At 37.3% G+C, this 18,747-nt stretch carries 20 protein-coding genes and 1 pseudogene; 8 read left to right on the top strand and 13 right to left on the bottom strand.

The features are described 5' to 3' along the window. Positions 1–9 precede the first annotated feature (9 nt). From NLX67_RS15130 to NLX67_RS15120, 3 genes are read right to left on the bottom strand one after another with little or no spacing between them, the layout of a single operon-like run. Positions 10–978, bottom strand: a complete 969-nt coding sequence (locus NLX67_RS15130) for a transketolase family protein (RefSeq protein WP_254312350.1) — start codon at positions 976–978, stop codon at positions 10–12. Beyond that, a complete protein-coding gene (locus NLX67_RS15125) occupies positions 975–1,805 on the bottom strand; it encodes a transketolase (protein ID WP_256519902.1) in 831 nt (276 codons plus the stop codon). The genes NLX67_RS15130 and NLX67_RS15125 overlap by 4 nt, the downstream gene beginning before the upstream one ends. Before the next feature lie 26 nt (positions 1,806–1,831). Beyond that, a complete protein-coding gene (locus NLX67_RS15120) occupies positions 1,832–3,289 on the bottom strand; it encodes an L-fucose/L-arabinose isomerase family protein (RefSeq protein WP_254312349.1) in 1,458 nt (485 codons plus the stop codon). A 257-nt stretch (positions 3,290–3,546) separates the two neighbouring features. Here NLX67_RS15120 and NLX67_RS15115 point away from each other — a divergent pair, with 257 nt between their 5' ends. Continuing rightward, a complete protein-coding gene (locus NLX67_RS15115; RefSeq protein WP_254312348.1) occupies positions 3,547–4,617 on the top strand; it encodes a LacI family DNA-binding transcriptional regulator in 1,071 nt (356 codons plus the stop codon). A gap of 363 nt (positions 4,618–4,980) precedes the next feature. Here the strand turns inward: NLX67_RS15115 and NLX67_RS15110 are convergent, their stop codons facing one another. Beyond that, the gene (locus NLX67_RS15110; RefSeq protein WP_254312395.1) at positions 4,981–5,169 is read right to left on the bottom strand and encodes a recombinase family protein; all 189 of its coding nucleotides are present in this window, start codon (positions 5,167–5,169) and stop codon (positions 4,981–4,983) included. Positions 5,170–5,211: 42 nt separating this feature from the next. Between NLX67_RS15110 and NLX67_RS15105 the strand changes: the two are divergent. After that, positions 5,212–5,352 (top strand): annotated as a pseudogene (locus NLX67_RS15105) (IS5/IS1182 family transposase); the annotation flags it as partial. A 157-nt stretch (positions 5,353–5,509) separates the two neighbouring features. On the opposite strand, the gene NLX67_RS15100 reads toward NLX67_RS15105, so the two are convergent. Beyond that, positions 5,510–6,802 carry a Y-family DNA polymerase gene (locus NLX67_RS15100; RefSeq protein WP_254312347.1) on the bottom strand — a complete coding sequence of 431 codons (1,293 nt, stop codon included), beginning with the start codon at positions 6,800–6,802 and terminating at the stop codon, positions 5,510–5,512. After that, positions 6,786–7,157, bottom strand: a complete 372-nt coding sequence (locus NLX67_RS15095; protein WP_254312346.1) for a YolD-like family protein — start codon at positions 7,155–7,157, stop codon at positions 6,786–6,788. Before NLX67_RS15095 ends, NLX67_RS15100 begins: the two co-directional genes overlap by 17 nt. 404 nt (positions 7,158–7,561) lie before the next feature. On the opposite strand from NLX67_RS15095, the gene NLX67_RS15090 reads away from it, so the two are divergent. From NLX67_RS15090 to NLX67_RS15080, 3 genes are all read left to right on the top strand, one after another. Then, entirely contained in the window at positions 7,562–7,810 is a 249-nt protein-coding gene (locus NLX67_RS15090; protein ID WP_254312345.1) for a LexA family protein, read from the top strand. Positions 7,811–8,154: 344 nt separating this feature from the next. Next, complete coding sequence (locus tag NLX67_RS15085) at positions 8,155–8,598, top strand: hypothetical protein (protein WP_254312344.1); 444 nt, start codon at positions 8,155–8,157, stop codon at positions 8,596–8,598. A gap of 203 nt (positions 8,599–8,801) precedes the next feature. Next, positions 8,802–9,536 (top strand): DUF3800 domain-containing protein, encoded by a 735-nt coding sequence (locus NLX67_RS15080; RefSeq protein WP_254312343.1) that lies wholly within the window; start codon positions 8,802–8,804, stop codon positions 9,534–9,536. 426 nt (positions 9,537–9,962) lie between these two features. On the opposite strand, the gene NLX67_RS15075 is transcribed toward NLX67_RS15080, so the two are convergent. The 5 genes from NLX67_RS15075 to NLX67_RS15055 form a co-directional block, all read right to left on the bottom strand. After that, complete coding sequence (locus NLX67_RS15075) at positions 9,963–11,969, bottom strand: hypothetical protein (protein WP_254312342.1); 2,007 nt, start codon at positions 11,967–11,969, stop codon at positions 9,963–9,965. 23 nt (positions 11,970–11,992) lie between these two features. Next, positions 11,993–12,466, bottom strand: a complete 474-nt coding sequence (locus NLX67_RS15070; protein ID WP_254312341.1) for a hypothetical protein — start codon at positions 12,464–12,466, stop codon at positions 11,993–11,995. After that, positions 12,459–13,430: a hypothetical protein gene (locus tag NLX67_RS15065; protein ID WP_254312340.1), complete on the bottom strand. Its 972-nt coding sequence runs from the start codon at positions 13,428–13,430 to the stop codon at positions 12,459–12,461. Before NLX67_RS15065 ends, NLX67_RS15070 begins: the two co-directional genes overlap by 8 nt. Beyond that, the gene (locus NLX67_RS15060) at positions 13,427–13,636 is read right to left on the bottom strand and encodes a hypothetical protein (RefSeq protein WP_254312339.1); all 210 of its coding nucleotides are present in this window, start codon (positions 13,634–13,636) and stop codon (positions 13,427–13,429) included. The genes NLX67_RS15065 and NLX67_RS15060 overlap by 4 nt, the downstream gene beginning before the upstream one ends. Before the next feature lie 309 nt (positions 13,637–13,945). Further along, entirely contained in the window at positions 13,946–15,073 is a 1,128-nt protein-coding gene (locus NLX67_RS15055; RefSeq protein ID WP_254312338.1) for a tyrosine-type recombinase/integrase, read from the bottom strand. 547 nt (positions 15,074–15,620) lie between these two features. On the opposite strand from NLX67_RS15055, the gene NLX67_RS15050 reads away from it, so the two are divergent. The 3 genes from NLX67_RS15050 (at position 15,621) to NLX67_RS15040 (ending at position 17,270) form a co-directional block, all read left to right on the top strand. Then, the gene (locus tag NLX67_RS15050) at positions 15,621–15,794 is read left to right on the top strand and encodes a hypothetical protein (RefSeq protein ID WP_254312337.1); all 174 of its coding nucleotides are present in this window, start codon (positions 15,621–15,623) and stop codon (positions 15,792–15,794) included. A 208-nt stretch (positions 15,795–16,002) separates the two neighbouring features. Then, positions 16,003–16,185, top strand: a complete 183-nt coding sequence (locus tag NLX67_RS15045) for a hypothetical protein (RefSeq protein WP_254312336.1) — start codon at positions 16,003–16,005, stop codon at positions 16,183–16,185. Positions 16,186–16,250: 65 nt separating this feature from the next. Beyond that, positions 16,251–17,270, top strand: a complete 1,020-nt coding sequence (locus NLX67_RS15040) for a helix-turn-helix domain-containing protein (RefSeq protein WP_254312335.1) — start codon at positions 16,251–16,253, stop codon at positions 17,268–17,270. Between the two features lie 178 nt (positions 17,271–17,448). Here the strand turns inward: NLX67_RS15040 and NLX67_RS15035 are convergent, their stop codons facing one another. Continuing rightward, entirely contained in the window at positions 17,449–17,856 is a 408-nt protein-coding gene (locus NLX67_RS15035; protein WP_254312334.1) for a hypothetical protein, read from the bottom strand. A gap of 101 nt (positions 17,857–17,957) precedes the next feature. Further along, a complete protein-coding gene (locus tag NLX67_RS15030; RefSeq protein WP_254312333.1) occupies positions 17,958–18,704 on the bottom strand; it encodes a cysteine peptidase family C39 domain-containing protein in 747 nt (248 codons plus the stop codon). Positions 18,705–18,747: the final 43 nt, after the last annotated feature.

Genomic DNA, 18,747 nt, shown 5'->3' with positions numbered 1-18,747 from the left:
GTACCCACCTCATTTTTTGCCAATCAATTCAATTGCCAGCTTCTTTACATTGGCTGCGGTCAATCCGTAATGCTCAAATACTTCGGCGGTTGTTCCAGCGACTGCAGGCTCATCCGGAATGCCCATAATTTTCATCGGAACCGGCTTGTGCTGCGTTACCACTTCCGCCACCGCTGCACCGAGTCCGCCATAAATGCTGTGCTCTTCAATCGTAATGATGCATCCCGTTTCCTCTGCAGCTTGCTGAATCGCTTGTTCATCAAGCGGCTTGATCGTGTGCATATTCAGCACACGACAGCTGATACCCTCTTCTTTCAACACAAGAGCTGCATCCAGTGCGATCCGGACTGTTTCTCCCGCCGCGATAATTGTCACGTCATTTCCCTCATTCATTACGACGGCTTTGCCGATCTCAAACTCATAGTCGTCAGACAAATACACATCCTGTACCGGGTTGCGGCCGATCCGAATGTAGGCAGGATGGTCGTAATCAACGAGCGTTTCAATCATTTTTTTCGCTTCGTGGCGATCTGCCGGCATAAAAATATCAAGCCCTGGAATAGCACGAGTAACAGCCAGGTCCTGCACAGAATGATGGGACATGCCAAGCGCGCCATAGCTGATGCCGCCGCTGATGCCAATTAACTTTACATTTGTATTGGAGTAAGCCACATCGACTTTTACCTGTTCAATCGCTCTCATGCTTAAAAAGCAGGCAGGTGACGCAACAAACGGTTTTTTTCCGGAGGCTGCAAGTCCTGCCGCTACCCCGACAATGTTTTGTTCTGCAATGCCGACTTCGACAATTTGATCCGGCAGCGCTTTTCCAAACGGAACGAGCGAAGCGGAACCGCGTGAATCACTCGTTAAAACAAGGATGTCTTTATCTTCCTGAGCAAGCTGAAGTAATGTTTCACTAATGGCCTGCCGGTTAGCGACTGTGTTCTTTTCTTTTGTTTTCAATGCTGTGTGGTTCATTGAAATACCTCCAATTGCTGTGAAAGTTCGTCCATTGCCTGTTTATATTCCTCGTCACTCGGCACATGATGATGCCACCCGACGGTGTTTTCGGCAAAAGAAATGCCTTTACCTTTGACCGTGTTCGCCATAATTAATGTCGGTTTTCCAGCTGTTTTCGGTGCCTGCTCCAATGCGTCAACAACCTGTTCCATGTCATTTCCATCGATATCGACGACTTCCCATCCAAATGCCCTCCATTTGTCTGCCAGCGGCTCCAGCGACATGACATCTTCGGTACTGCCGGTAATCTGCAATCGGTTCCGGTCAATGATGGCGACCAGGTTGTCCAGCCCATATTGTGATGCTGCCATAGCGCCTTCCCAGACTGACCCTTCCGCCTGTTCGCCATCGCCCATAAGCGTATATACTTTATAAGACTTTCCATCTTTTTTTGCGGCCAGAGCCATTCCGACCGAAATAGCGAGTCCATGTCCAAGTGCGCCTGTGTTCATTTCCACACCCGGCACTTTATTGTTCGGGTGGCCAATAAGACGCGTGTTAAATTGGGAGAATGTTTTTAATTCTTCTTTTGGGAAAAAACCTTTGTCCGCTAAAATCGCCCAATATGATTCGACCGCATGCCCTTTGCTTTGTACATACCGGTCCCGGTCTTCCCAGTCCGGTCTGGCAGGATCAACGTCCATAATATGATAGTAAAGCGCTGTTAAAATATCAGTGTTCGAAAGAGATCCGCCTGTATGCCCTGTTTTCGCCGCGTAAATCATCGTTAATAAGTCCATTCGAATTTCCGTTGCTTTTCTCTTTAACGCTTCAATATTTGCCAATGATGAAACCTCCTTATTTATTTAAATTATTGCGACACAACCATGCTCGGTTTATTTAAGTCACTGCCGCGAAGCCATGCCCGAATTTCCTGTTCTGTCGGATCAACTGGATCAGGGGTGAGTCCCGGAATGTATTCACATGCTTCAAACAGCACCGGAACAACATTCGCATGAATGCCGACTGAGTGATGAATGTACGGCCCTTTGACCAGCTTTTCCTCCCATAATGGCCAGTCGTTTACTTCCACCCATACATATGATCCGCGTGTAAACGGTCCTTCAATGCCTCTCGCTTTGCCAAGAAACAAAGAATACTCACCGTGATCTCCGTCAAAGCGGGCTAATGTCATGCTGCCGCCTTTAATTTCACCTTCATGTGTACCCGGAGAATGATCATCAAATAAAAAGTGCTTATTTAACTTTGGCTTTTCTTCCACGCTGAGCGAAACAGGGAAATTGCCGCAGTGGAATAGTAATTCTCCATTCGGATTTTCAGGATGACGCACTGTAATATCCGCAAAGAAAGTTGGATGTGTATTCAGTGTTGCGGCCTGCACCATAATCGATGTGATGGCGCCATGAATATCGGTTTCACACGTGACCGGAATTTGCTCATCTGTTAAGATAGCGTTTGCAAGACAAGGCATAATACCAATAAGGTCTTGAAGAGTCGACCAGCACTGGATCGCAATCGCTGTACTTCGTGTTTCCGCAGCAAGCTGTTTCATGGCTACTTTTAATGAAGCAATACGCCGTACATTTTCTTCTGTTACCGAACTCCAATCAAGTGTCGTTTTAATATACTGAATCGCTTCCAGTAATTCTGGCGTATCTGTTTTTTCAATTTTCAGTGTTTTTTGCTTTAGTTCATCTAATGTAATTGGATGAATTTGAATACCGAATCGCTCAAGGAGTTCTCCCTCATTGCAAATGACAGACCAAAAGTCGGACGGGCGTGTTGAAATCTGCAAAATTCGTAAGCTGCTAAAGTGCTTAACAACGTTTGCTGCTCCGATAAAATTTTTGAAACCACGCTCAAAAGTAGGATCCTCAACGGAACAGTTGGTAATATAGGTAAACTTTACATTAAATCTTCTTAACACTTTGCCTGTAGCAAACAAGCCGCATTGTGTATCTCGTAGCCTCATGCCGTTTTCAAGAGGCGCTTCATCACGAGGTCCCCATAATAAAACGGGTTTTCCGATCGCTTTTGCAACCCTTGCGACTGTATCTTCTGTTCCAAAATTACAATGAGGGAAAAAGACAGCGTCTACTTTTGCGTCTTGAAACTTCTTAATAATAGCCGCTTCTTCAGAACGTTCATACAAAAGACCTTCTTCATTGATTCCTTCTAAATCAACAATGTCTATTCCTAAACCAAAGCTCTCCATTTTTTCTTTAATTAATTGTTTATATTTCATTGCATCTTCTTTGCTGAATGTAAACCGGCGCGTCGGTGCATATCCAAGAACTAATTTTTCCACAATTACTCCTCCTCATAAACATTCACTAAACTATTTTAGTTGTTGTTGAGGGAATCATATCAATTTATTGTCTAAACAGTCAATGTATTTTTCGAAAAAACTAAATTTTTTTATAAAAACTCTCTAATTTCGTTGTTTTTTTAGTGAAAACGGTTAATATAATAGAATATAGCTAAAATTTAGCTAAACTTTTTTATTTGAGTTATAATAGAATTAACTAAATAATTTTGATCGAAAAGAGGCAGGTGCATAAACAATTGAAGATAAATGATATTGCTAAATTAGCGAATGTATCCAAATCAGCGGTATCATTAGCGCTAAATGGGAAAAATGGTGTTAGTGAAAAAACACGCCAAAAAGTGTTGCAAATTGCTAAAGAGAATGGCTACGTTCCCCGTCCAATTGTAAGAGCAGATGAAATATCAGGACAAAATACGAAAGCATTCCGTTTCATTGCGTGTACAAATGAAGGGATTGTCACGGAGCAATATGAATCTTTGCCGTTTTTTATGGAATTGATCAACAGTTTAGATCGTCATACTGACGCTGCAGGTTATTCATTAATGGTGTCTTCTGTTAAAGCGGAGAATTTGTTTGAAGAAATCAACCGGTTGGAGGATGAGCAAAAGTCTGCGGGCATCTTGTTGCTCGGAACAAACTTAACAGCGGAACAGATTAAATTGGTGGCCAATATCCATCCGAACCTAGTTGTTCTGGATACATGCTATGGCATGCTGGATGTGAACTTTGTCGTCATGAATAATATGCACGGGGCTTATAAAGCTGGGGAGTATTTGATTGAACAAGGACATACGCGTATCGGATATTGTTCTTCCGAATCCCGCATGTATAATTTTGATATGAGAAAAAAAGGATTTTTTACAGCAATGGATGAACATCAGATTTCTGTAGCTGATGAACATATATTTGTGATGTCGCCAACGCTTATTCAATCTACACCTGAATTTCAAACACAGATTCAGGAATTAAAAGAGAATCTACCTACGGCTCTTTTTTGTGAATGTGACTACATGGCAATCAGTGTCATTAAATCATTGACAGAGCTGGGGTTGCGTGTTCCTCATGATATTTCGGTCATCGGCTTTGATAATATCCTTGAATCTCAGGTCATTACACCGGAGCTGACAACAATTCATGTCAAAAAAGATAGGATTGCATTGCTCGCGGTAGAAAAATTGCTTCGTGAAATAAATCAATTTGAAACAGACAAGTTAAAAATCTTTGTCGACACAGAGCTAATCGAACGAAAATCATGTCAACCATTTAACCAGGAGGTAATTGAAAACAATCCTAAACTCGTCCTATAATATTCCCAAAAGAAAAGCAAATTCGTTTCAGCATTAATACGAATGCAAAGTGTGATGCAGATGATCAATACGCTCTTGTTTATGTGATGCTATCACCTAGATTGCAAATAAAAGAGATAATTAGCGCTCATTTCGGCAAGTGAATTGCATCGTCAATGGGTAAGTTATATGAAGAGATCTTACCTGTGTCTTATTTTAATAGTGCTAAGGTAAAATTATTCTGTTTAAAAGGACTTCTCATTACCTGTTGGATTATACAGCACATATTTTCCCGAAAAAGTAGACTTTACTAGCAGTGACGCGCCGAAAGACAAATTGATGCTGAGAACACCAGAATACTTCTGGCCAAACGGTCAATTTCGGTTACATGAATATGATCACCAGGACGGCATGTTTTAGGAGTGCTTTTATCTGTTCTCTTGCTGCCATTTTGGTACCGGTCACTTTTTCAATAAATAATTGATCTCTTTTCACACCAGCCAATTCCAGTCGCTCAATCTGCGTCTCTAAACCCTGACCAATCGTGCTGGCTCTGGCATAGCCTAGCTTCATGCCTTTCATTTTTTGTGATCGAATTTTAATTTTGTGTGTCACTTTCAGCTGAATAATGTCCGTCACCGCACTGGAAAGAAAGCCAGGCTTCATTTTAGGATCGTGACGCTTATTTACAATGCCAGCAAACTGGCTGTTGACCGCCTTAATGCACAGTTAAATGGGATGAAGCAATCAGCTTGATTTTAAAAAAAACAAAAAACGACAGCGGGCGAAGCCTGCACATTTGAAAAAGCTGATTTATGAAATTGACTCAAATATATATTAATATAAAAATATATTTCGCATGCGTAACGAACAAAAAGAAGGTACTAGCTGCATGCTAGTACCTTATGCGGATTTAGTAACAAGCCCCTTTATGCCCTCCAATGTGTCCGGCTCGTTGCAGATAAGTGCCTCCTTTCATTAGACTATACGCATGAAAAATCGCTCTTTTGCCAAAACGGTCACGTATTTGATCGATTGTTTCATCTAGAACACGGCGTCTTTCATCCAGTTCAGGGGGTGTAAATAAATCCATTTGTTCATGTGCTGCTGGCTGTAATTTACTGCACACTACATGGATCTGGCGTACTGGCTGTCCGTTCCAATATTTTTTAAACAGCCGAACAAAGTGCTCACACAGTTCAGCTGTCTTATTTGTACTTCTTGGAAGCACTATTTGATGCCTAAAGCCGCGGTCCTCAATATCCCGGCTGTAAGATATGCCAAGCGCAATCCCTAATGCAGCAGTCCCATGCTGGCGTAAACGCATCGCCACATCCTCTGTCATTTCTTTGATGACAATCATGATCTCCTCTTCCCTGTCATAATCCCGCAGCAGAATCTGCCCTTTGGAAAAAGATTTTTCACGCGCTCCTACTTTTTCAGATAGAACGCTGTAGTCAATTCCCCAAGAGTGGTAGTAGAGCTGCGTGCCAAGAACACCAAATTTCTGTTTTAATTTCCACTTATCTGCATGAGCAAGATCTTTTACCGATTCAATTCCTATATTGTAAAGAGCCTTGGCGTAGCCATTAGAAATCCCCCACATGTCTGTTATAGGGTCAATCGCCCAAACCTTCGCTGGGACATCTTCATATGACCAGTAAGAAATTCCATTAGGAGCGTTTTTTCCTTCGTTATCAAGTGACAGCTTCGCAAGCAGAGGATTGTCGCCAATCCCTATTGTGACAACCAGGCGCAGCTCCTGCCAGACTGTACGCTGAATGGTGCGGGCGATCGTGAATTTATCTCCACCAAAGAGCCTTTTTGAGGCTGTTATATCTAGAAATGCTTCATCTATGGAATAGCAATGCAGATCTTCTTCTGCTACAAAGCGCCGAAAAATATCCAGGATCATTTTATTTACTTTCAGATAAAGAGCCATAGAGGGTTCGACAATGATTAACCGCGGATCTTTCGGTATTTCATAATTTCGCGATCCGGTTTTGATGCCGAATTCTTTTTTTACCCGTGGTGAGGCAGCCAGTACAACAGAACCGGACCGTTCTTTATGGGCGATTACAATCACATAGGCATGCAGCGGATGAATCCTGCGGCGCACGGCCTCTACACTGGCAAAGAAGGATTTCACGTCAATGCAAAATACATCCCTGCGCGGCAAGTATTCATCATCAATCAGCCTCACCATATTCCTCGTCTCCCGCGGCAAATGAAGTCGAAACCATTTCATCTAATCGAAACCTGGAACTGTATCCTTTCAGCTTTACATAGGGATGCTGGCCGGGCAGCCGGCAAAACTCTGAGACAATCCCCTTTACCTGCAGAAGATCATGGTCACCGAAAGTATTCATCTTAAACACCACTTCCCTTTCTAGATGGAGTGAGCTTTGAATGATCCGGTCGAATTCCTCCAATTGCTGTTCGTCAAATAAAATGTCCGTTTTCAAAGGTTTGCTTTTGTCCCTTTCCATCATTTCAGCATGCTCGGCTAGGATGAGTCCCTGCCATTTCATCATTCCCCGGTCGTTATACAATTTCTTCATCCAAGATAACTCCTTTCAACGAGAATATATGTTCGTATATACTATATAATTCAGTATAAGAACAAATATTCCTGCTGACAATGAAAACTTTTTTTATTATTCCTCTTTTCACCGAAAATATGTTCGTTTTTTTGTTGAATAATGAACGTTTGTTCGGTATAATGAGGTTATGAAGAGGAGGTTGTTAAAATGAATGGATTGTTTAACATATCGCTGGAACAAAAAAAGCCAATAATACATTATGTACATGGCTGATGATCATACGATTACGGATCGAAGTATTATAGTTAGGAAAATAGATAATATTCACATCCAAGCTTACTGCTTAAAGAGACAACAGATCCGGAAATTTAAGCGGTCCAACATTTTAGCAGCAGGAAAAGCACCGCAAAGGAGAAAGGGTTATGCTTAAACAACTGTCTGCACGCCAGGAAAAAATGCTCCAGTTTATAGATGACTATGTCAGTGTCAAAAATTATCCCCCGTCTATTCGTGAAACAGGTGACGCGGTTGAGTTAAAGTCTTCCTCGACCGTAAAAGGCCATCTTGATCGTTTAAAGGCGTCCGGATATGTAACTTGGGAACAGGGAAAGCCGCGGACATTGAATGTTGTGAAAAGAAGCGCAATAACCCCTACGAGATTAAATGCTTAATATATAAAAGGAGCAAAGACAGCACGAAGACTGTTATTGCTCCTTCTTTTTTAATTTTCTAGATCCCAAAAGTGAAACTGACATCGCTCTTAATACTTGTTACCCTTTAATGCTTAGATTCGATTGGAAAAGCCGAGCTGTCTCAATAGTGACACGATAAATGGTAGTACCCTGATATGTTTTTTATTTTGCATTTCAATCTTATTTTAAATTTACTTTCTTGTTAAAATCCTAAAATAAATTATCATCAAAACTTTACAATTTTTATAAAGTTTATAAAAAGTTTTATTTTTATTAAAGTTTATTGTATTGTAAAGATAATAATAGTTTTGGAGTGATCACTATTGGGAAAAACGCCTACCTCAGAAGCTAAAGAAATTATTTTATCTTTATTAAAAAGTGAACCCGGAAAAGAGTTTACAATTCCTGAAATAAAGAAAGAAATTTCCTTGAAATCAACTCAGGAAATCACAGACGGAACTATAAGCGGTTCTCTTCATTCCTTGATTAAAAACCGAAAAAATAGCGTTTTCAATGTGTCTAGAGGGACATATTCTTATAACCCTAATGAGATTGAAGGAGAACCCACTTTAGTTTCTAAGCTTTATGGTGGAGTCGTCGAATCAATAAATAAATTAGAGGATGTCGCTAAATCGGTGGATGTGCTTCTTCTTGATGAAAAGGATATTCCAATTCTTCAAAAGATGAAAAAATTAATTAATGATCTTGAAAGTTTTAATAATGAATTGGCTAAAACGTATAGCGATGAGATCAATCGACAAAAATAGATAATAAAATTATAAGATTATTAACAAGAAAAGTTTTTAATTTCAAATCAACGTCTTTGATTTTTAATCATTGTATATAATACGCGAATTAGACATGGAATATAATATTGTGACAATAACATAGTATATTTTTTCCTAGCAATTTAACTAATTGCTGATACTGATATACTTAGATGACGACATTAGGCATTGGGGGAATAATTATGAGTACAGAATACTATTTGTTCCTTGATGAATCGAAACCAAACGGACAGAATATTCATCATTTGTGTTTAGCTGGTCTTATTATTAAAAAAGAAACATACGAGAATGAAATAATTCCTGAAGTACGTGCTCTAAAGAATAACGTGTTCGGCAACACTGAAATCATTCTTCACGAGTCAGAAGTGCGGGCTGCCAAAGATCAGTATACTGTTTTAAGACAGCCAGAAAAACGAAATGAATTTTGGCAAGGCATGGCCAACATCTTTAGAAACTTCTCATTAACCACAATTGGAGCTTCTATTCATATTAACGACTATAAAACTTATTATAGTGACAGTGAGTTAAACGATGAATATTATATTGTTCTACAAATTGTTCTTGAAAATTTTGTTCATTTTTTACGAAACAACGACGCAAAGGGTCAAGTTTATATCGAGGGCATCAACACCACTGACGATATAAGGTTAAGAAACACGTATCACAAAATCATTGCAAATGGAACGTTGTATTACAATCCAAACGCTTTTCAAGATCGACTAATAAATATTAACTTTCAAATCAAAGCAGATAACAATATTGGGCTTCAATTAGCAGATTTTGTTCCGGGTACATTAAATCGTCATTGCAATGGGCTGAATCCAAAAAACCCTGGCATACTGCCTTTAATTAATGCAGCCTTATATGATGGCGGCCATGAATTACAAAAAAGATTTGGATTTAAAGTTTTACCGTAAAAGATTTAAAAGTTTTTCTTTGACAATTTGTTCGAGATAGCTTAAAATTAACCTATAATCTGATGTTGAGGTTTACGATAGTTTTCCTTAATTTACAGAAGGATATGAGGGAATTACGATAGTTCTTCGCTCATTACTACAGAAATGCCTTTACTGAATAGTTAAGGTGTTTTTATTTTGAATTTTTCTACACATAATTAGCTTCAAGTTGAATAAACTATACACATGGGAACTACGATAGTTCTTCCCACTTTAATGAAGATAAGGTATGAATTATGAATATTCTTCAGCCTTATAACGTAAAAACAGACCTTTGCTGAATAGCTAGGGTCTGTTTTTATTTAAAAATGTCCCTTATAAATACTAAATTTAGCTTATTCAACTAACTTCCGAATGTACACAAAGGCTTAAAAGAATTACAGTACTTTATCTTAATTTATTAAATGCTCTGTCCTGAATTACAATTCCGTTAGAACCGCTGTTTATTTTTTTATATATAAGTTTTTTTGTATCTGTTTCTTTAATAGTAATCCCAACTATAACTTGATTCTTTGAAGAAATTTCAATTAAACGATCTAAAAATGCTTCCATATCTTTAACAATTATACTGTGTTGACCAGGTTCATCAAATACTAAAATTCCAGGATGATTACCATCAAACTCATCAGACGTTTGAACCATAGCTATAGTAAATGCCCATATTCTTCTAATATGATCACTGGCTGAAGAATCAAATTTTAGATCAAAATTCTCAATTATAGGCATATAAGTATCTTTAGAAATCATTACTTTATCAATATCTGCGGAACTTCTGTAACCAAATTCCTTAAGATTAGCTACAAAATTGTTTCTTAACGACCTTATTTTTGTCTCATCTAAATCAGTCAGTCTATTCTCAGGGAGTTTCTTATAGTTATTTAAGTACTCTTTCCATTTATCAGAAAGATTTTTAAACATATCTTCTATATCTCCTGTTTGGTTACTTATTTTTTTCAGTTCATCTAATGTTTTACTTAGCTCTACCTTTTTATATATAGTTGCTTCTGATATCGATCCATGTATTTCAAAAATATCATTCCTTGTAACTCTTGCAAGCTGATAAAGTTTAGACAAGTTTTTTTCTAAATTACTCAAATCTTTTTCAATTCTAATAAGATTAGCTTTTTTTTGTTCAATAGCAAATTCAAATAGGTTCTCTTGTGACTTTAAATGCTTAATATTATCATCGATACTCATTACTTCATTGTCGCTATTCTGCCCAACTAATAAAGAGTCTGAAATAGTCTGATGACATGTGGGACAAATATCTTTAAATGTTTTAAATCCTTCAGTTGATCCTAGACTTCTTAATTTTTTTGCGTCTTGATTATTAACAATATCAGTCTGTATAATCTGCAAACTGCTTAACAGCCTATCCAAACTATTTTTTTCATTGTTGAATTCTATTTTTAATGTTCTAATCTTTTCTTCAAACTTAATTGTTTCCTCGTCGATTTTATTTAATTCTTCTTTAAGCTCATTAAAGTTTTCAATTTTTTTTGGTTTTGTTTTGATTAAATTATTATATTCATTTTCTTTTTGTTCTATATACTCTTCTAGTGAATAAACTTTATCGTGTTCTTGAAAAACTATATTGATCGGTTCATCATCCAGGATTTTCACTTCATTATTAACCCCGATAATTGATAAACCAAGATCCCCTAAACTTCTAACTGTGTTATTATATAAACCGTTCCAATTTTCTGTTATTTCTCGCTTAGCTATTTTTAAGTTATGTTTTAATTTTTCGTTTTTAAGAGTGTCCATGTTTAATAAATACTCTATAACCCTCTTTTTCGGTTCTTTTATTCCGAAATGCGGCATTCCCGAAAACAAGTCAGACCACCCTCTTTTTTGTTCAATTAGCATGCTCGAAAATACTAATTGCAAATAAAGCTTTCTCTCTTTATCATCATTTGTTGGAACATAAGGTAAGTCCAAGCCTATGAAATTTTCCAAGAAAGTAAAAAAACCTTTATTATTAGTTGCGGAATTTTGCAAATGCACATACATATCTTCTTTTTTAGTGTCTTTGTCATATATTTTATTCATTTCCGAATAATAAACTGTCATTAAATTTGATTCTCTATTTTCCATTTTAGCTGCTCTAAGGATAGTGACTTCTTCATTTCCATTAAATATCTCGAGGAAAATTTTTGACTCAATGACGTCTAAATCCTTATTATCGTAATGAACTTTTGTTTTGAACGCAGAAGTTAAAACGTTATATCCTTTACCTCCAATGATTTCTTCTAATCCTAAAGCGTAATAAATACTAGATAGAATTGAGCTTTTACCACTTGTATTTTCATCACTACAAATGATATTCATATCGTCATCAAAAGCATCATCAAAACCTATTACGTCAAACTCGGTCACTATTTCTACTTTCAATCGCCTTACTCGTAACATTTTATTCACCCCAACAGTGATTTTTTTATCAATTCAATCAAATACTCAGTTAGCCCATTAGATAATTGATTTAAAAAGTCTTTTTCATTTTTCAACAGTTCTTTGTCTTTTTTTATTCTATCTAAAAAATTTTTTCCGCTTTTCGTTAAACGAAATAAACCATTGCCTTGCTGGAATAAAATATTTTCAGCAAGCATAAAGTCAACGGTTTTATTAATAGTGGGATCATATCTAAGTACTAAGTATGTATCAGGCTTTCCGTTAACATAGTTTAACAGATTGTTCATTTCTTTCTCTGAATACATTGATACACTTATTAAATGTAATTTAGATAGTGAACAACCACCTCTTCCACATGCCATTCCAAGTATTAAACAAGTTAAAGCTATCTTATAACTCAGTCTATATTGATATGGAACAGCTTCAGGTTTAGGATCAAAAATTATTTGATCTGTTAATATAAAATTGTCGTTATCCATTTTTCACTGCCCCTTTGAATTCCATAGGACAATCAGCAAGCCAACTAGCAATTAAAGACATCTGCAAATTCATAATAGATGCGTCACTTATATGTTTAAACTCAGCCTTTAATTTTTGCTGAAAATCATTTGATATTTCATTAAAGACCTTATTGTTTAAAGATCTATCGCTATTTAACAGTGTTTTAGCTTTAACATGTCTTTTATATTGCTCAGCTAAATCTAATATGCCCTTCCTTATATCTGGAAAACCTTCTCCTAATTGTTCTATCAAAGCAATCCCAGAGATATATGCAGACATATACATCTCTAAAAGGGTGTTCAGATCATCTTTATCTTCAGCCAAGTAAGGATTTATAGCAATTAATTTTCTTGTAACATTCGCCACCTTATCAGCTGGACATTTTGTCCAATCAATCTGTGGTGATTGCAAAATAGCAAAGCTTAACTTTGTATTAGTTAAATTACTTCTTAAAATCGTTGTAAGCTCCACTCTAAAATCTTCAGCGGTTTTTATAATTATGTCAAAATCCTCGGCAATATAGTCATAAAATTCGGGATTCTTCTCTCTTGTTTCTCTTACCAATTTTGTCTTAGAAGCCATATGCTGGATGATTCTTTTGTCTCTAATCTCCGGAACAACAAAATGCCATTCTCGTATACCGGATAAACCCAAACTTTTTAAAACACCTGCATTTTTTTCATCAATAAACTTCCCAATATCTTTAGTGACCTTCTCTCTCTGTTTCTCATAGAGGTCGTCTCGTGAGTAATTAGGATCATTTGGACAATAACATTGAATTACAACTCCAGACCTTGTAAATCCTTCGATTCCACCGTCGCCTTTATGTTCAGCTCGTACTTCTGTAAAATGTTGATCTTGATATTTCATGGTATAACAAGATATGCATAACTTCTCCCAACTATGACCATCTAAAGAGGTGTCTAAAAAGTCAAGAATCACCTATTTTTTCCCCCTTCTAAATCAATTACAGATATAAACGTTTCTTTTGAAGGCTGGGTGTCGATAAAATTAATATCCACTACGAATTCTTTAATAGAATCAACATATCTCACTATAGCTAAATTAAATAGATTGACTTGTTTTACAATAACTATTTCTTTATTAATAAAATAGTAAGATTCGCCCTTTACTATTTCCTCAACCATAAATACCTCCTAATCAAGCAAATTTTGAGGATTTTGATTGGCTTAATCGACAATGATATATATTATTCGAAAATAATCTCTTCTAGTTTAACATAAATACCTATTAGTACTAATATTTGTTACATAGAAACCATGTCTAATGCATCACTTTTTTGTATTTTTAGCATCAAAGAGATAGGTTTTTATTACCTTAAATAATATCAATAGAAATATGTTCGCATCCCATAAATATGAATTTAAGATCGATATGGCTTCTTAAATCCTTATGCTTTTAAAAAAAAAAGATTGTCATTTTCCGCTTTTCTTCTATTATATATACCTTCCCAGCGCATTGTCCTTCCACTGATGAACCACATGCTGCTCCCGCTCCATAATCTTCTGCAAATAGATCATGGTTGTCTCGATTTTTTCATGGCCAAGTGCACGCATGATCGCATACACATCACTGTTATTCATATAGCTGATAATCGCAAAGCTATGTCTAAACTCATGTGGGGTGATTCTCTTCTTTCGTGCCTGGATCGATAAGATCGGCACCTTCTCGATTTCGTCCCCGAGCATTGTCGCGAAGTAAGATGGGCGGAACGCTTTCCACCGGCTGTTCGGAAAAAGCGGTTCATCACTGTCGCTTGGGAAGTCTGCCGGCAGGAGCCGCGTTTTCCGGTACAGCACAATGCTGTCCATCACCTTGTCTCGAAGCGGAATATCCCGCTGTTTATTTCCCTTACCGATTACATGTAAGTAAAAACCGCCAAGGATTGGGTCAAAACGGACGTCCGATACTTTTAAGCGGCACAGCTCATCATTCCGCATTCCGGTTCCCACTAATACATGAATCAGACTGAACATAATAGGATTGCGCTTCTGGTAATAGTCCAGCAGCTGAATGACTTCACTCGGTCCCAAGTCACGGTTCGGGCGATCATCTTTCCGGACGGTTGCCGGGCGCAAACCTTGGTGAATGGACTGCTTGAGATAGCGATTCTCGTGCAAAAAACGAAAGAAACTCTTAAGGATGGTCGTTTTCCGCGCGAGAGTCGCTGGTGAATAAGGCCCTTTTGTTTTTACATGCAGGCTTTCCTCGGCAAGCCAGGATTGGTACCGGCGCAGATGCCGCGGCGACAAACTTTTAAATAAGGACCCTTCTTCAATCTGCTCAATATCCAGCCCGATTTCCTGTGGAAACTGCAGCATATTCTCGATCAGCTGAGACAGCTCCCTTTCATACTCTTTGATGGTCCGGTCTGAACGCTCCGCTTCCTTGTTTAAATTGATACTGCGATACAAATAGTAATGAAGCACATCTCTATCGTCAAAATAAAAAAACGGATCTTCCTTTTCTTTTTCTGCCTGTTCGATTCGTTCTAACAGCCGGCCGACTGTTTCTATTGTATTAGCCGGAAAAAGCGGCTGGTTATTTTTTGTCAGCTCAAACATGCTGCGTCCCTCTCCCTATCCTCATTTGGTCTCTTTCTTCTTTTATCTCTCATTAAATCTAATTTTCTTCTTTTGCTATAATCATTTCTATTTTTATTAAAATTAGTGAGTATTAAATATAATTAATATAAAAATTCTTATTTATGAAAGTTTATTTTATATTTATTATTTTATTTGTTACTTAATTATATCATTATTTAATTAATCTTATTTTTAATTATTTTAATTTAGTGAAAAAAACGTCCTCTTTGTTTGGGTTCTTATAATTAATTATAAATAAAAATGATTAATATTATGAATAAAAAGATAGAAAATTGTTAATTAATTAAATATGTGATAAATTATTTATAGAAAAAAAGAGAAAGAAAGAGATAAAGAGAACCTAATAACTTCATTTGTGAAAGTCATTTTAAAAAAAGAAGAACATGCAGAATAATGTACATATACCATTAGCTAGTTTCATGGATTTCATGTTTATAAGGAGTTGATTAAATGCCGCATCAATCTTTCAGCAGAATCCGATTTTAAGAGAAATTGAGGATTGAAGATGGAGCAGCATCCCGTCGTGATCGCCACATTTGAAGGTGGGTTAGGCCGGTTTTCGGATTTTTTTGAATCCGAGCTACTGGCGTATCGCTTTGCGAAGGAAATGGGCTTGTGGATTACCAATGTCCGTAATGACAGCCTTAGCCAAATGGATTATCGTATGCTTTTTATGTAAAAAAGTGTTTTTCTTGAATAAATGCACAGCAAAAACAGCCAGAGGTTTGATCCGGCTGTAAAAGCATCAACACTTTAGGAGCGGGAATGTAAATCCAGTACCAGTATGCACCATTTATGGGAATGTTATGCGTAAATAAAACCGATCATGGAAAACCATAAATTAATTTAAGCATTTAAGCGAAAAAAACACTTTAGGAGGGTTTTTTATGAGTATTTCAATGGAGAGTGCCCTAAGCATATTGAATGAAAAGGAGGCGGACATTGATATAAATGAGCTAGGTTTTATATTAACCGTACTTAGAGACAACGCTTTAGATGACGATGTCTATGAAGTGTTAAATGGCGCAGTTCAAGCGGCTTGGGAAAAGTCTCAACGAAAGTCCAAGTAACCTCAACTTATCTTGAACGAAGAACTCGAAATAGTAAAGATGAATTGAAACAAAGGAGTACACATATGTCGAATCCAGAGTATTACTCAACAAAAGAAGTCGCAGAACTGATTAAACGATCTGTTCCAACGGTGCATGTTTACGTACAAGAAGGAAAACTGACACCCGTGGAAGATCCGTGGAGCGGGCATCATGGGCATCTATTTTCAAAAGAAGAAGTGGAACGGTTTATTGAAGCAATGCCCGAAGAACCGACCGGCATGTCCTTAAACCAAGCAGCTGCACGCTTGCATACAAACCGGGCTTCTATTACTACATATATTAATGAAGGGCTCCTGCCTTCTACAACAGGCAAAGTATTAGGACGAACAGCCACATTAATTCATGAAAGTGACCTAAAGGAATTTAGCGAACGTTATCAAAAGAGGATTCAAGAAGACCGGCTTACACAGCGCCAGTATTACAACAAAAAGACAAAAGAAGCGGTTTATCAGCGTTTTTCCTCTCCTTCCCTGCCGGAAGCTCGGCTAATGCGTGAAGGATTAGGGGAATGGTACTTCATTGATCCGGCGACAAAACAGACCTTCTCTTATAATGAAGGAATTTATACACATAGGTTAACACCTAACTATTCCGTTGAGTTCGGCAAACGAACCGGTACACCTGGATATGCGATTTTAAAATTGCCTACTGAGTATTCCCTTACGTATCAAGCGATGGATCTGATTTACCAGCATGTAAAGGCAGCTAATCTGTATGTTGAATTGATCGGGGACCGCATTGTCCTTCATATGAAAGATACAATCCTACGTGGAGTTTCAGAGGAATTAGGGTACTTTTTAAAGCGTCAGCTTGTACAAGGCCGCATTCAGTACAGCCGAGAGCATGAAGCAATTAGCATTGAATCGGAAGAAGAATTGCTGTCCGTGTACCTGCCACGAAAGATCAAGGAATGGCTGAAAAAAGAAGCGGAAGAAAAAGGAACCAGTATGCAGGAAGTCGCTGGCGATATAATTGAGGAAGTCTATAATCGTGAACAAGGCGAAAACAGGGATAATACCGAAACTTTTAAGGCATTCAATTAAAATTGCGGCTGACTCATCTAATATACCCCTTTATTTTTATATCTCAAGATACTAACCTTGTCCTTTGATTAATACCCTACCTGTAAACCAGTAGGGTATTTTTTCTTGTTTAAAAATCATGTAAGCATTAAACTCATATTTATTTATGATTAATTCTAAATTAACCTTTTCCTATTCCCTACTCTTCCGCATGTTTCATTTCAACCCTGGTACCTTCTGTTGAATGGTTTCCTGACTGCCATACTTCTCCTCTTTCCACATTGTAAGTATAAACATGATTTGGCTCGTTGAGGAAAACCACTTCAATTGCCCCATGTTTAAGGGAAATTCCTTCTTTCCTTCTTAATATCCATTCTTCTCCTGGATAGTTATCATTCAAATAAGAATTTACATAATCCATGTTTTCTACTATTGTTTGTTTTTCATTATCTTTTTCCCAAATTAAACCTATGACTTCAATTGTGCTCACAGTAACAGCTAGAAACAATAAAGCTATTCGCCACTTAGGCCAAAAATAAGCAACAGCTGCAAGAATAAAAATAGGTGCAACCATCATGAAAGCAGTGACTGAACCATGTGATGACATAATCTCCCTCCTTTGTAATATGAACACTCTATTTTTTCAATAAATAATAATAAAAACAAGAGTCCTTAGATATCTAAGGACTTTAGAATTACCTAATTAAATTACCTAGTTAAATGTGCAAATACAAAATCTTGATCATTTGCAGACCAATCAAACTTTTTAACAGAAGAGTCACTCCCGTCGGGATCTAAATAATATACTTGAAGATTTTCTGCATAAATTCCACTTAAATCATACCCAATCCCAGCTAAAAAGTGCCATTCAATACCATCAGATTCAAAACTTGAGAAACGATCAAACCTTAAGCCTGCAGGATTATCGTTATTAATAGCACTTCTGTATTTTAGACTGTTACCATAACTATCGGAGTCTAAATTTGATACTGTAACTCGTGAAAATGCTGATGTGGTTTCCCGTGTATGCGTGTACATTCCATTGATCCAATCGCTCATATAAGTACCAATTGTTCCGCTAGTGTTCATTTCTACTGTTAAGTGATTGATGAGCCTTGCTACTGATGTATTGGCATCGCCCCCGAAATATGCATTATCACGAACGTTATACCCTTTTACATCATAATAATAGTCAAAAATCATTGCACCTGAAGTAGGCCCACAAGCTGTATTTTTAAATTGGACACCCGATAAGCGTTGGTAAAAACGGTCTACCGCTAAAACTCTATAATTAATAGCTGCTGCACTATATGATGTTTCGGCAGTTGCAGTAGCCGAGCTAAGGACTTGATCCCACATTGGTTTTTTCTTGCCTTGCTTTTCTTTAGGTTTTAGTTCCTTCGTTTCGTACTGATTTATTAAAGTACCTAGTTCCTGAAGCTTCTCATCAATCATTGATAGGTTCTCTTCTTCTATTTTTGCTTGAGCATTATCAGTT

Source organism: Domibacillus sp. A3M-37 (assembly GCF_024213455.1).
Classification (GTDB): domain Bacteria; phylum Bacillota; class Bacilli; order Bacillales; family Domibacillaceae; genus Domibacillus; species Domibacillus tundrae.
The sequence above is the reverse complement of the archived record's forward strand: the minus strand, read 5'-3'. Positions and strand labels throughout refer to the sequence as shown.